This is a genomic window from uncultured Dysgonomonas sp. (assembly GCF_900079725.1).
In the GTDB taxonomy this organism is placed as follows: Bacteria; Bacteroidota; Bacteroidia; order Bacteroidales; family Dysgonomonadaceae; genus Dysgonomonas.
Genome location: NZ_LT599032.1, coordinates 1,063,121 through 1,076,831, shown reverse-complemented (window position 1 = coordinate 1,076,831; position 13,711 = coordinate 1,063,121). Strand labels below are relative to the sequence as shown.

General features: G+C 37.8%; 16 protein-coding genes and 1 pseudogene. 8 read left to right on the top strand and 9 right to left on the bottom strand.

Features of this window, described 5'->3' with window-relative positions; genetic code table 11:
- The first annotated feature begins 105 nt into the window (after nucleotides 1-105).
- A complete protein-coding gene (locus tag QZL88_RS04675) occupies nucleotides 106-639 on the top strand; it encodes an N-acetyltransferase (protein ID WP_296938887.1) in 534 nt (177 codons plus the stop codon).
- Nucleotides 640-643: 4 nt separating this feature from the next.
- On the opposite strand, the gene QZL88_RS04670 is transcribed toward QZL88_RS04675, so the two are convergent.
- The 4 genes and pseudogenes from QZL88_RS04670 to QZL88_RS04655 all read right to left on the bottom strand — a co-directional run.
- Nucleotides 644-1,402 (bottom strand): GNAT family N-acetyltransferase, encoded by a 759-nt coding sequence (locus tag QZL88_RS04670; protein WP_296938886.1) that lies wholly within the window; start codon nucleotides 1,400-1,402, stop codon nucleotides 644-646.
- An 11-nt stretch (nucleotides 1,403-1,413) separates the two neighbouring features.
- Nucleotides 1,414-2,289 (bottom strand): radical SAM protein, encoded by an 876-nt coding sequence (locus QZL88_RS04665; RefSeq protein WP_296938885.1) that lies wholly within the window; start codon nucleotides 2,287-2,289, stop codon nucleotides 1,414-1,416.
- An 11-nt stretch (nucleotides 2,290-2,300) separates the two neighbouring features.
- Nucleotides 2,301-3,173 (bottom strand): AraC family transcriptional regulator, encoded by an 873-nt coding sequence (locus QZL88_RS04660; protein ID WP_296938883.1) that lies wholly within the window; start codon nucleotides 3,171-3,173, stop codon nucleotides 2,301-2,303.
- A gap of 3 nt (nucleotides 3,174-3,176) precedes the next feature.
- Nucleotides 3,177-3,461: pseudogene (locus QZL88_RS04655) on the bottom strand (zinc ribbon domain-containing protein); the annotation flags it as partial.
- A 200-nt stretch (nucleotides 3,462-3,661) separates the two neighbouring features.
- Between QZL88_RS04655 and QZL88_RS04650 the strand changes: the two are divergent.
- The 3 genes from QZL88_RS04650 to QZL88_RS04640 all read left to right on the top strand — a co-directional run bounded on the left by QZL88_RS04650 (nucleotide 3,662) and on the right by QZL88_RS04640 (nucleotide 6,189).
- Nucleotides 3,662-4,456, top strand: a complete 795-nt coding sequence (locus QZL88_RS04650; protein ID WP_296938881.1) for a hypothetical protein — start codon at nucleotides 3,662-3,664, stop codon at nucleotides 4,454-4,456.
- A gap of 142 nt (nucleotides 4,457-4,598) precedes the next feature.
- On the top strand, nucleotides 4,599-5,033 hold the full coding sequence (locus tag QZL88_RS04645; protein WP_296938880.1) for a hypothetical protein: 435 nt from the start codon (nucleotides 4,599-4,601) through the stop codon (nucleotides 5,031-5,033).
- 163 nt (nucleotides 5,034-5,196) lie between these two features.
- Complete coding sequence (locus tag QZL88_RS04640; protein WP_296938879.1) at nucleotides 5,197-6,189, top strand: hypothetical protein; 993 nt, start codon at nucleotides 5,197-5,199, stop codon at nucleotides 6,187-6,189.
- Between the two features lie 40 nt (nucleotides 6,190-6,229).
- On the opposite strand, the gene QZL88_RS04635 is transcribed toward QZL88_RS04640, so the two are convergent.
- On the bottom strand, nucleotides 6,230-6,616 hold the full coding sequence (locus QZL88_RS04635; RefSeq protein ID WP_296938878.1) for a hypothetical protein: 387 nt from the start codon (nucleotides 6,614-6,616) through the stop codon (nucleotides 6,230-6,232).
- 414 nt (nucleotides 6,617-7,030) lie between these two features.
- Between QZL88_RS04635 and QZL88_RS04630 the strand changes: the two genes are divergently transcribed.
- Complete coding sequence (locus QZL88_RS04630; RefSeq protein WP_296938876.1) at nucleotides 7,031-7,399, top strand: YccF domain-containing protein; 369 nt, start codon at nucleotides 7,031-7,033, stop codon at nucleotides 7,397-7,399.
- Nucleotides 7,400-7,518: 119 nt separating this feature from the next.
- Here the strand turns inward: QZL88_RS04630 and QZL88_RS04625 are convergent, their stop codons facing one another.
- Both QZL88_RS04625 and QZL88_RS04620 read right to left on the bottom strand, forming a co-directional pair.
- The gene (locus QZL88_RS04625; RefSeq protein ID WP_296938875.1) at nucleotides 7,519-9,276 is read right to left on the bottom strand and encodes a hypothetical protein; all 1,758 of its coding nucleotides are present in this window, start codon (nucleotides 9,274-9,276) and stop codon (nucleotides 7,519-7,521) included.
- Nucleotides 9,277-9,325: 49 nt separating this feature from the next.
- The gene (locus QZL88_RS04620; protein WP_296938874.1) at nucleotides 9,326-9,808 is read right to left on the bottom strand and encodes a surface-adhesin E family protein; all 483 of its coding nucleotides are present in this window, start codon (nucleotides 9,806-9,808) and stop codon (nucleotides 9,326-9,328) included.
- Nucleotides 9,809-10,413: 605 nt separating this feature from the next.
- Between QZL88_RS04620 and QZL88_RS04615 the strand changes: the two genes are divergently transcribed.
- From QZL88_RS04615 to QZL88_RS04605, 3 genes are read left to right on the top strand one after another with little or no spacing between them, the layout of a single operon-like run.
- A complete protein-coding gene (locus QZL88_RS04615) occupies nucleotides 10,414-11,247 on the top strand; it encodes an ABC transporter ATP-binding protein (protein ID WP_296938872.1) in 834 nt (277 codons plus the stop codon).
- A 4-nt stretch (nucleotides 11,248-11,251) separates the two neighbouring features.
- Nucleotides 11,252-12,034: a hypothetical protein gene (locus QZL88_RS04610; RefSeq protein WP_296938871.1), complete on the top strand. Its 783-nt coding sequence runs from the start codon at nucleotides 11,252-11,254 to the stop codon at nucleotides 12,032-12,034.
- A gap of 4 nt (nucleotides 12,035-12,038) precedes the next feature.
- The gene (locus QZL88_RS04605; protein ID WP_296938870.1) at nucleotides 12,039-12,398 is read left to right on the top strand and encodes a GntR family transcriptional regulator; all 360 of its coding nucleotides are present in this window, start codon (nucleotides 12,039-12,041) and stop codon (nucleotides 12,396-12,398) included.
- Between the two features lie 261 nt (nucleotides 12,399-12,659).
- Here QZL88_RS04605 and QZL88_RS04600 read toward each other — a convergent pair whose 3' ends face one another.
- Together QZL88_RS04600 and QZL88_RS04595 are read right to left on the bottom strand one after the other, a co-directional pair.
- Nucleotides 12,660-13,184 (bottom strand): hypothetical protein, encoded by a 525-nt coding sequence (locus QZL88_RS04600; protein ID WP_296938869.1) that lies wholly within the window; start codon nucleotides 13,182-13,184, stop codon nucleotides 12,660-12,662.
- 87 nt (nucleotides 13,185-13,271) lie between these two features.
- Complete coding sequence (locus tag QZL88_RS04595; RefSeq protein WP_296938868.1) at nucleotides 13,272-13,709, bottom strand: PaaI family thioesterase; 438 nt, start codon at nucleotides 13,707-13,709, stop codon at nucleotides 13,272-13,274.
- Nucleotides 13,710-13,711 lie beyond the last annotated feature (2 nt).

Here is a 13,711-nt window from a genome sequence, read left to right as displayed (position 1 = left end):
TGAACGAACAAAATTTAAACATGCTCTGATAGTTATTTTTATATAACTACTTTCCTTTTCATTATTAATTCATTATCTTTATGGGATACTTAATTTCTTGTTACCATGGAGGATAAAGACATGAAAGTCGAAATAAGACAGGAAGAAGCATGTGACTTTCCGGCGGTTTACGATATCAATCTAAAAGCATTCAACAGAAAAGAAGAGGCACGACTGGCAGACCGTTTACGCCTGAGTGAGGGATTTATACCCGAACTTTCGCTTGTTGCGATAGTCGCAAATAAGGTTGTGGGGCATATTCTGTTTACAAAAATCAGTATTATAGACGAGGGCAGATCTCAGGATAGTCTCGCGCTTGCCCCTATGGCAGTCAGCCCCGGCATGCAACGTAGAGGTGTTGGCCAACAGCTGATCCGTTATGGACTGGATAAGGCGCGCGAACTTGGGTATAAATCTGTAGTTGTTTTGGGACACACGGAATATTATCCGCGTTTTGGTTTTGTACCTACCAGCAAATGGGGAATAAAGCCTCCGTTCAATGTCCCGGCCAATGTATTTATGGCAAAAGAATTAGTTGACGGTGGTTTGTCGGATATTAAAGGTACGGTAAAGTATGCCCGAGAGTTCGAAGAACTGTAAAGGCCTATAATTCTGTCTCTATTATTTTTCTTAGCTTATCAGGAGTCAATATTTCATTTGTAAAGAATTTCCCGTTGATAAAAACACAGTAGCTTGTTACCGGGGCCAAGTGGTTTTGTGCCATTTCTTTTGTTGTGATTTGGTGTAACCGCACCGGATAGTCAGAGGCTAAAATCACAGATTCTAATAATTTTGTGTATGGTACGGTAAACGGGCATTGAGCCGTATAAAAGATATCGATACCTTGTATGCCATGTCCCATCCCTTGCCGTGCCCAATCTTTGAAACGGGGTAGGGGAGTTGACTTGTCTAAACGTTTTACTGCCAGTTCGAAAAAAGGAGGGCAACTATCGCTTATTTCATATCCATGGCGCAACATGAATGCCTTGTCGGAAAGGAATGGCTTTTTCTTTTGTCCGACAATCAATACTACACCTTTATATCCGTCTTTGAGCGCATCGGCTTCGCATTCGGCGAGTAATTGTTTTCCATAACCCTTTCCTTTAAATGAGCCTGATACCCAGAAACAGTTAATGTATAGGTATCCGTCTGCTATTATCGGTACCCACGCATTCTCTGCGGGCAGATATTCTATAAATACTTTACCCCGGGCATCCAGTTTCTTAAACCTCAGACCTTCCTGCATACGGCAACTGAGCCATTCTTTTTTAGCGGCAACACCTGTTTCGGTCGATTTACTGCTTATGGAGCAGCAGATATGTTCGATTGCAATATTTTCGGGAGACAGAGTAATTATATTCATACTTTTCTGTTTTAGAATAAGGTTAATTGTTGTTCCTTTTTCGGTTTGTAAAACTGCATCTGAGATGGGACTCCCAGCCGGTCGCTTTCGTTTGTAAATTCATCAAGTAGTGCATAATAATTACTGTTGCAACATATATATTGCTCCCCGAAAGTCTTTTCATACAGGCTTCGCATCCCCGGGAAGTCCTTGTCTAGACTGTGATACAGGTAGTCACGTGAGCCTTTTCGCAATGTTACCCCAAGCATAGGTATAATATAAGATGCTCCGGCGTCTTTGGCTTTTTGTATAATTGTTTTTACATTTTCCTTTGTATCATTGATGAAGGGTAGTAAAGGCATAAGGGTGATGCCTGTATATATTCCTTTCTCTGCCAGAAATTCGATAGCTTTGAATCTGTCGGATGATGATGGGGCATTGGGTTCCAACTTTTTTGCCAGAGCGTCATCGGATGTCGTTATTGTAATGCTTACAGCAGCGTATATTTTACTTATATCCTGCAAAATATCATAATCGCGTGTTACCAGATCGCTTTTGGTGATAACATGGACAGGGAACCTATAATTGAAAATTATGTCCATTGCATTCCGTGTTATATTCAGTTTAGCTTCTATGGGCATATACGGATCGTTCATAGAACCTGTACCGATAGTTCCCTTTGTACGTTTACTTTTCAGTTCCCCGGAGAGTAATTCGAGGGCATTCTTTTTTACAGAAATCTGTGCTATATTCCCTACACCATAGCATTCACTGCGGGTGTCACAATAAATACAACCGTGCTGACACCCTCTATACAGATTCATGTTATAGGTGAGTCCAAACATCGGGTCGCTATCCTGTAACTTCGACAAGATGCTTTTGGCCTCGGTATATTGTATCGCAGTCACGGTATGGGATTTTATTGTTTATAACCTTCCGATACAGGGACATATATCTCTGTAAGAATGTCTTCTTCCGCCACATGGTCGGGATTGTTCAGGTATTTTTCGAATGAGCTACCGCCTCTCAATTTGTAACCGCTTTGAGGTAGCCATATCATATAGATATTATAGTACATATCTAACAATTTATTGTAAGAGCCTTTAAGTGTAAAAACAGCATATAAGCCCCCGCTTAAATGCTGTACTCCAAAAGCGCCTGTGGGTTTCACCTCTTCTTCTACTGTGAAGCAGGCGTAGAAACGGCAACTTTCTGGAGGGGTTATTGTGGGGTTGTCGAAACTGAGTCCGATAAATTCAGTTGAGTGATTTAGCAGATTGTTCTTCTTGCCGAATTGCCCCAGTTTTTTCCATGCGGTGCGGTACGATTCGGGGGAGCCGTACCAATCGATAATACGAATGTAAACCAGCTTCTTGAGTTCGATTTGCCTGATATCTACCGATAATTGTATAACTTTTCGTTCACCTCTTCCAAAGAAATTGAAAGGGTCTCTGTCTTGTGCCCGGAAAGCTGAAGGTGATATGCCGAAATGCTTTTTGAAGGCCTTAGATAATGCATGTTTTGTTCCATAGCCTGTTTTGGCGGCTATTTCGTCGAGGCTGTAATGGGTCATTTGTAAGCATTCGGCAATATACTCGAGACGGATACGTTTTATGTAGCCCCTGATATTTTCTCCGATGGTAGCTTTGAATATCCGGTGAAAATGATATCCGGATATGTTGGCTATCTCCGATAGTTGTTTTATATCAGGGGTTTCGAATAAATGACGGTTGATATAATCTATCACCCGGTTTACAGCTTTATCGTACCCGTTTTGAGTTGTCTCCTTCATGCCTTATGCAGATGCCCAGCGCTTTAATGTTGGAAAATATTCTTTCATCTGAGCAATAGCCTGCTCTTTAGTTAGCTTCTGCTCTGTGTCTTTGTTAAAATCGTCGAGATATTGCACACAATGTTCTATCATTTCGTCCATTGTGATATCTTCGGTGAACTTACCGTCTTTGAAGCAATAAGTGCAATATTCGTCATTCTTGCTTTGATCTGCATTCGTCCCGAAATCTTCACTGACATTCAGCGGCATTCCACAGCTTTGGCAAAATTTTTGGTTCATAATGTTCTGTTTTAATAGTTAATAATCGTAATGCAAATAAAAGGATTTGTATGGTATGTCAGGTTATCCATTCTTGCTAAATTAGTATATTTTTCTTCTGAAGGTTAATTAAAGTTAAGCGTTATTGTTGCGATTAATCCTTTTTGCCGTTATCATATCAAAGATACAAAGAGATGAAATTCAGTATTCACCTTTTAATACTTAAAGTTATGAAAAAGTTTTTATTGGCATTTGCATTATTCATAGGTGTTACATCATTTTATAACACAGTTGAAGCCCAAAATATAAATATAAGTATCAATATAGGCCGTCAACCGGCATGGGGTCCCGTGGGATATGATTATGTAGGGTATTACTATTTCCCAGATATAGATTGTTACTACGACGTGAATGTAGGATTATTCTATTATTTCGACAGAGGAAGGTGGATCTCGGCACGTTACTTACCATACGGATACCGTAATTATGACTTATACGGACTATATAAAGTGGTGCTGAATGTACGTGAGCCATGGAGATATCATCATATTCACTACAGGGATTATGCCCGCTACAGAGGACACCGTAACCAGATCGTGATTCGCGACAGCCGTGACTACCGTTACCGTGATAGCCGCAACAACAGGGTAACCTGGTATTCCGACAATAGAAAGGAGCATAAATACAATAGCGGTCGTCCTAATAATAATTATAATAATAACCGTAAGGACAATAATTATCGTCCGGACAATAACTATAACCGAAAAGATAATAACCGCAAGGATAATTACGATAACAACCGCAATAAGGATAAGAATTACAACAATAGCCAAAGGAAGAATGATAACAAGCGTTCCGAATATGGCACCCGGGATAACCGTTCTAACAGGAATGATAATGTAAAGAGCCGTCCGTCTAAAAGCCGAGACGATAACCGAAGCAGTAAGGCTACACAGTCATCTTCGGGTAGAAGTGACTTTAGAATGGCATCGAATACAGGTTCGCAAAGAAGTAACAATAGGTAATTAAATATAGGTTTAGGTGAATGGTTTTTGTGAATGAAAGTGACAGGTGCATATCTATCAGGATATGCACCTTAATCTTTATAAAATTGAAAAGCTTATTGTATCTTTACATGTATAAATACTAATAACACAAACCCCAATAATGAGAAAATATCTACTGATTATAGTTCTTTTTCTAGGCTTTACGCAGCTGATGAAATCACAGGATAGTCTATCTGTACAATCTTTCGGGAAAGAAAATGTTGTAGGCAGATGGATTGAGGTTGAGCGTACAGAAGGAGAGAAGACAAAAGCTGCCGGAGAATTTCCCGATACGTATATATTCCGTGATAATATGGTATTCCATAAAGGTGAAGCTGCAGAAGGTGTCATTGTATTCAATATAACCGGGAAGTATGAGATGGAAGGTGATTTTATAACCATCTACTATAATAATTATCTGCTGAATAGGGCAAACAGGATGAAGCCGAAGAAAATTCTGTTTAAAGTGCTCTCTGTTTCTGATGATGAGATGCATATTGTGGTGAAAGATTATGATTATGAATATAAGATGCTATTGAACAAGCAGTCTCAATGATGCAATATATTCACTGTTCTATCGTTGATATCCATGTAAGGCTGTTAAAAATAGAGGTTTAAGTATTGTAATAATATAAAAAAACTATAGACAGACTGATCTTGTAACAGAATTATATATCTTTGCACTCTAATATTACACAATGGTCCATTACTACAAAACGATGAAAAAAATCTTTTATATTTTGTTTTTCTCTATGTTGGGATTATCCAGTTGCGTCAGTAACAGTGATCAGCCTGACGGCCCGGTAATACCAGACCCGGATCCCCCTGTAAGTGCAACAGCAGATGATCTGATAGGCTTTTGGGAAACATATTATTACCAGAAAGATATAATTTATATTTACCCGTCAGGCGAACAGCAGATATTTCCCGGTTTAAGGCTTATTGAATATGATGGTTTCAGAACAGAATTTTATCTCGATTCGAAGGATAATGAATATAGGTTTACGAGTTATAATGTGATCGATAAAGTAATCGATGAGGGAACATACTCGGCAAGTAGCGATACTGTCCATTTTAATTTTACCTATCTGGCCGGGGAACCAAAAGATACTACAACCAAACAGATTATCCGCCGATTGGACCCGTCGAAGGGAATATTAAAAACTGAAGATATTTATCCGGGAACTATTGGGAATACGGGTATGAAATTTAAAGTATTCGACATGAAAGCTAATCGGAATGTTGATGTTGCCCCAACATATACAGACGTGTCGAAAGTAATGGTTGAGTCTCATTTCGATGAATTGTCCAAAGCACCATGGGATATCACAGGATGTGCCTATTATTACAATAGTTTGTATCAACCCGATGAGACGAAGATAATGGAAGATGCCCTGCTAAAGACGAAGACTTCGTATCGATTTTACAAAAATGAGCAGGGAAGGAAATATTGTATTGTAAGTTCTCTCAATCCGAAGACGAATGAAATAGAAGATAGTGAACCCTATCCCATAATAATAGTAGATGACGTTATTTACCGCTTTTATACAGAAGCAGAAACCGGCAAAACGGAGAATATTTATATATGGGTGACAGATTGGAAAACGAAAAATGGCTCACTTACTTTTATAGATAAGAAAAACGAAAGGCTGGGGAATGATATATCTGTGATAATAACAACAGACCAATATCTTGTTCAGAGGAAAGAGTAAAATATATTAAGAGATATAGGGTAGGGCAATAATAGATATATTATTGCTCTGCTTTTTTATATACCCATTTATTTTCACCGGCAGAAAGGACAAGAGAATCCTGTGAAAGGGCATCGATATCCAGGCTTCGGAACGGGGCATCATCTTTATATAGATTCAATTCATAATTATGTATTGTAAATCTGAATGTTAGGGTGTCTTTCCAGTCTGACATGTGCTGAGCACATTTATCTCCTTCGAAAATCAGGTATGTACGCTCTTTATTATAATCAACATTTATACTGTCATAGATAACTCTGTCCACATCTGTTAATATCCATTTTCCCTGTATCAGAGAAGTATTAACCTTATCTGCATTGTAGGGCGTGCAACCGCAAAACAGGTATACTGTGAGGAATAAAGTGATAATGTAAACGTATCTGATCATAAATAATAAGTATCAGACACAAATTAACGAATAAATTCTTATTATATATGCTAATTTGTATTTGAATTAAAATGTTGGATTATATTATACATTTTTCCTACGCGCAATCAAAGATTGCTTGTGTTCCTTTTGACTACGCTTTGCTCCGTCGAACGTTGTTTGGCCGCAGACCGCAAACCGATTGTGGGTCGCAGAGGAACGAAGCACTAGCCTTTTGGCTCGTTTTGGACAATGCCACAATGAACGTTCAGACGAAACGTAGTGAAGTCGAAATTAATCCAATATTTTTATATAACAATAAAGGTTTCAATTCTTAATTGATATTATACATATACATGATAGAAAAAAAACGGATAATGAATAACATGTCATTTTTCCTGCTATATTTGCTTAAAACATAATGTATAATATGATATGAAAACTATAGGAAATATTATCTGGGTACTATTCGGCGGTTTTATGATCGCTTTGGAATACTTTATTGCGGGCTTTCTGATGATGATTACAATCATAGGTATTCCATTCGGCATTCAGTCTTTCAAGCTGGGTATTCTTGCATTATGGCCTTTTGGCAGCAAGGTTGTAGAGGATGAAAGTTCGGTAGGCTGCCTTAGCTTGGTCATGAATATTATCTGGATTATAATCGGAGGGTTTTGGATTGCGCTTACCCATTTGTTTTGGGGAATTATATTCTGTATTACGATAATTGGGATTCCTTTTGGAAAACAACACTTCAAGCTGATACATCTGGCGTTGTTTCCTTTCGGAAAAAAGATAGAATGAATCAATCAGTAAACAGTTAGCAGTCAACAGTAAATGGAGAAGACTCTGTTATCAAGAACTACATTCTTCATTTATTTTTAGATATTTAGCTGCTAACTGTTGACTGCTAACTGATACTGTTATCTCGGTCTGAATCCGTCTTGTAAACTTCTCCCCCGTGTGGTAACAGAGCTTATATCCTGATACTTTCCGGGAGCATCAGCTTGTAATACTGTACACGGAAATGGACTTTCGAAGCATACAAAACGTCCGTCAGGTATTTCCGGAGACTTGCTAATATAAATGGTTGCCCCATTGTCCAATTTGTAAGGGAGAAATTCATCAGTATATAGAGTGAGTGATTTAAGTAATTCCCTGTAAGGGTATTGTCTTATGAGAATGTCGGATACAGGTCTGCTATTCGCTTTTGGTGTTTTTAAGTCAAACATATTGTAAAACTTAATAGAACGGCTTACAGCCCAGTATGCCATAAGAAGGGAAAATGCAGCAGTAAGTATCGTGCCCGTTTTAGGATATAGTTTTTCTTTTCTAGTAGAGAACAAAAGATAGCATATATAATATATAACTGCAAACAAGATTCCTCCTATAAAGCGTGGGTCGGGGCCTCCCCAATACCATACTCCTATTACTGCTAACAATATGAGATACACGAAATATACGTTCTTATGCAAATACTTCTTTTTTAGGAAGGAATAAATGACTACAACAGGAGAAAGCAGGATAGGTGCTATAAAAATAAGATTCATTCCCCATCGGTATATTCCATCAAAGCTGTTTAATTCAGGATGGGTAATTTGCCAGATCACATCGTTCAGAGCACGTATTCCGCACGAAAAAATAAAATCTTTTTCTTCTGTGGCTACAAAGGCAGGAAGTTTCCAGTCGACAGTAAAAATGTCTATTTCGTGAAGCGGGAAAATCAGATAGCCCGAAGTAATAACATTTCGGATAAACCAAAGTCCCAGTATTACCATAGGTACAAAAGTAAGGAATAAGGCTGTCCTGTATTCTTTGTTCCGAGCCAATCGGACAAGTATATATAAAGAGATGAGGCCAAGCGGAATTATGGTAAGTTTGAATGTAAATAAGGTTATGGGAATAATAACAAAAAACAATTTTTTGTTTGACAGGGAATTCGGATATAATAGCAGTTTAGCTATCAGGTATAAGGATATTATGTTGGGTATGGCATCTGTAGACGTTGCAGCTAATGAATATCCGAATGTAAAGATATATCCTGTTATTATCAATAACAGTAATATATGCTTTATTTCATAGCCCGATTGTATAATTCTTTTTATTGTCCAGCATATTACAGCTATCAATACCAGCACCTGCAAACTATACACTCCTTCGCCGAATATGGTCCGAAGGCTGAAAATTGCTGATAGCAAGAGGTAATTGGAATTGAAGCTAAATCGATGTTCTATATTTCCGAGTCCGGGAACAATTGCAAATTCCTCATTCCACCGTATATTTTGCTGATGGTAAAGCAGGGAGTCGAATACACCTACCTGCCAGATGATAGCAATCATCAGACTGATTATAGGTATAATAAAAATTGCCGAATGGAAGATGGATAGACGTGCAAAGCTTGATCTGACTTTCCGGATAACTGCCAGAAGATGATTCTTCCTTACAGTCCAGTATATTAAACATGCTATAAGAAGTGCCAGTAATATATAATGATTGGAAGGCAACCAGAATGAAGTAATGGATAGAGGGATCAGGGTAAAGCACATCCCGAGTAGGAATGTATCTGTAAGTCCATATTGTTCATTTTGTTTGCAAAGTCTGTTGTGTAAGGAAACAAAAATGTCTCCCATAGAAAGGAAAACCACCGAAATAGCAATCCATGATATAGTTATAGCGAGCATCTTCGACTAAATTTGACTACAAAGATACGAATTTTCTCTTACATATTCTTTATTGCTGATAATCACAGACAAAGAAGAAGGTATAGTCTCCTACAGTTTCACTGTCTACATTCAGCCATCTGATATTATTTTTGGCTGGAGTGGTTCTGGCTATTCGCTTTCCTGCAGAGTCATAGTCCTCGACCGATAGTATTCTGAATCTTTTGTTTGTACACTCATACAGGCAGTTGTAGATACAGTAACTGAAATCGTTCCATTTATCGGCTTTTTCAGCTTTTCCCATTTTAGTATATTCTGCTCTGATTTTGTCTACATACAGCTTTTTGCTTTCCGGTGTTATATAAACCCTTTTCTCACAGGCATAAGCTACAGCTCCCTCGTGTCTTATGCTAGCCGTATCTGTATATATTTCCACATCTTCGGCTACTGCGATGTTGAACCATCCTTCAGGCTTTGCTTGCACACTACTTGTAGTTGATCTACAGCCCGATAAAAGGAGGATAAGACTTGAGAGGAAGACGATGTGTTTCATACGATAATTTTGTTTTTGATGGATGTATGGAAACTCGCATGGCAAAATTTTTATCTACAAGGTAAATTGTTCATGGCTATGCCGATTTTGCAATTCATGCTCATTTTCATATATTCTATTATTGTTTATAGTTAATAACAAAGATAAGCTATCAGAAGATTATATATAGGTAAAAAGCATGATATTTTTCAGGAAGTTTATCTATATGATTAGAGCTGATAGTCCTTAATTCTTTGATGTATTGATAGGTCCACTGACATCCAAAGGGGCAAAAGTATACAAGATACAAATCGTTAACTGATGGCTGCTAACTATTTACTGTTAACTGAAACAAGTGTAACCTTTGTTACTTTTTGAAGAAAGGTACAAGTAGACGAGTTGTTCACTGATGACTGTTTACTGTTAACTGATATATCTGTTACTTTTGTTACCTTTTTAGGTGTGTCTGATGAATTTTTATCTGTTATATTTCTGTTTATTAATTACTTATATGTGTTGATTGACGTTGTGTATAAATTTTTTGAAAAAAGTTTTCATTTTCTATTGTATATTTCAAAATATGTAATATATTTGCAGTGTACTAATAAACTAATACACTAAAATGTATGATAAAGATAAATGACTTAAGCTTCTATTATAATAAGAAACGGCCTGTATTCGAGCATGTTTCTTTTGATATGCAAGGGGGTATATATGGTCTGTTAGGTGAAAATGGGGTGGGTAAAACTACTTTACTGCATTTAATCAGCGGGTTGTGTTTTCCGAAGCATGGTAGCTGTAAAGTTTTTGAGTATGAATCTGCATACAGGAATCCGGAGATGCTGAAGCAACTTTTTTTCTTGCCGGAGGAGTTTCAGGCTCAGAATATGCTCATAAAAGATTTTATAAAGTATAATTCTTCATTCTATCCTAATTTCAGTGAGACGCAGTTCGATGTTTATCTTAACGATTTTCATGTGGAGAAGGACAGGAAGATGGCTGAATTATCTTTCGGGCAAAAAAAGAAAGTAATGATAGCATTCGCTCTTGCTCTTAATACACCAATTACTTTGCTCGACGAACCTACCAATGGTCTGGATATTCCATCAAAGGCGCAGTTCAGAAAGATCGTTGCTTCGGCTTTTGAAGAAAGTAGATGCATCCTGATTTCTACCCATCAGGTGCGGGATTTGGAAAGCCTGATAGATCCTATTATTATATTGGATCGTAATCAGGTCTTATTGAATAACTCGGTAGAAGAGATCACCCAAAAACTTTTGTTTTCGTACACATCAACCAAGCCGGAAGAGGCGCTTTATTGCGAACAGACAATGCAAGGCTATGCGTCTGTACAGGTAAATGAATATAAAGAAGAGAGTACCTTGAATATAGAGACTCTATTCAATACGGTTGTAAGTAATAAGGCGAAGATTAAGGAATTGTTTAACTCTAAAAAGTGATAGGATGAATGCAGTATTTAATATAAATCGTTTTTGGGAACTGGAAAAACGTAACTTCTTCTTGTCGAGGATGCAATATCTGTATATCGCAGGTGGGCTCGCAGGTCTTTACTTTTTGTCTATGCTCTTGAATGTGTTAACAACTGATAGCAATTTAATTGCATTGATATATCTGATAGCTGGTACAATTATAATTGGCGGACCTTGTTTCTTCGAAAAGTCGCGGGGAAAACATTCTAGCATTTTCGATTTCACATTGCCGTCATCAACTTTCGAGAAGTTTATAAGTGTTTGGATTAAATATGTAATTGTACTACCGTTAATGATATTCATATTATTGTCATTGCTGGATATTATAACAGGTTTTATTCCGGTGGAAGGAGTACAGGCGCATGCAAAAGAAATGGTATTGACCGAACATCTTTATAAGCCAAAAGTTCTGTTTATGATGTTGTTTTTTCAATCTATATTCATGTGTGGATATTATTACTTCAAAAGGTATTCTTTCGCTAAAACCTCGGTAATTCTATTGATATTGTTTATAGTGCTCATATTTGCGGCAATAGTAATGATGCACTTGTCTATGGAGCATGGCAATATGACATTTAACCTGAATAGTAATCAAGAGCAAGCTTTTAGTATAGGTTATGACACAGGGCGTTCGATAGGTCTTATGGCTTTTACCACCGATGCTATAGTCAGGGCTTGTAGTATTATTATAGATATTGTGGTATCTGTAGGTATGTGGACTGTATCCTTTTTTAAACTGAGAGAAACAGAAATTTAACATTATGGATTTTAAATCAAATAAGCCGATATATCTGCAAATCGTGGACTTCTGTTTTCAGAAGATGCTGACCAACGAATGGGCAGAAGAGGAGCGTGTTCCCTCTGTCAGAGAGTTGGGTACAATATTGCAGGTCAATCCCAATACAGCCATGCGGGCTTTTGAATATATGCAGACAGAAAATATTATCTATTCAAAACGTGGTATGGGATATTATGTAGCAGAAAATGCCCGTAAACAGATACTGAATCTTCAGAAGAAAGATTTCTTCGAGGAAATGCTTCCTGAAACTTTCAAAACTATGGAATTGCTGGATATCAGTATAGATGAGGTGGTTGATAGGTATAATAAGTCAAAAGGATAGAGATATTATGAAAAAATATGCAAATAAAATTTTAGCCGGTATGATAGCAATCGTTGTAGTATGTATAGTTGTTATAGTATACAAACTTATTGATGTACTGACAGCGTCTCTGTGATAGGATATAATAAGGGAAGTGACGAGTCCTCAATACTATAAAAATACCCATTCTTAACAGATAAGAATGGGTATTGGTTTTTATTTCTTGTCTTTGCTTTCTTCGGTTTGTTTGCTTTGTTCTTTGGTCTGAGTACTGCTTCTTGACTATGTTCTATTGCTGGTGCCATAAGATGGCCGCTCTGTTCCTCCCGATGAAGGCCTGCCGCTATTACCTGGTTTATTATCCTCCGAAGGTTTAGTCGTAGGGCGACCAGAATTGGAGGTGCTATTTCCTGGTCGGTTTGTATTTGATGGCCTGTTGCTTTCAGGTCTGTTCGGTTGTGATGGACGAGCAGGCTGAGACGGTCTGTTCGGATAAGTAGTGTATGGTGGACGTGGTGCAATTCCGGCAGGAGGAACGTCTTCATACATAAAGTCATACCGGGATAATTGTCCATTCCAGAATTCTATCGCGTAGGCCTCATTTCTGTAAGTATAATACTCATATACATCTTGCCGTCCGTCTTGAGTATAAGTAGAAGATAGTACTCGTATTGGTTGTCCCATTATCTGGTTTACCTCATTTTGGGTCATTCCTATAGATAGGTTTGAGACATCCGCGAGCCGCATAGTGCCACAGGCTGAGAATAGTAGAATTGTAAATATAGCGATGAATATCAACTTTTTCATAACAGTTCTTTTTAGTAGTTTGCTTTCCTATTAGAACATAGAAAGTAATGAAAGGTTTAATCTGGGCTGTATAAATTATGGGATTTCCTATTTTCCTTTTCCGAAATATACAACCTGTTTCACAACTGCATTTGTTATACGTATAGATGATATTAACCGGCCTGTATTTTCAGAGAATACATCCACATTCCACACATGTGTAGAGCGACCTTTGTGTTGGATTACCCCTTTTGCACGAACAGTATCTCCTACATTAGCACTCGATATATGACTCGCACTTATCTGCATACCAAAGCATCGTTCGTCAGTTGCACATATGTTATTTGAACCTGCTCCCGCCAACGACTCGGCAAGGGAAATAGTTGCCCCGCCATGCAATACACCCATAGTTTGGGTCATCTGTTGGGTGACGGGCATAATCGCTTCAAGAGACATTGGATCATCAGATTCTATGAATGTGATGTTCAATGTCTCCAGAAAGGTATTCTTTATTCGCTCTTGTATATTGTTAGTATCGAGCTTCATTC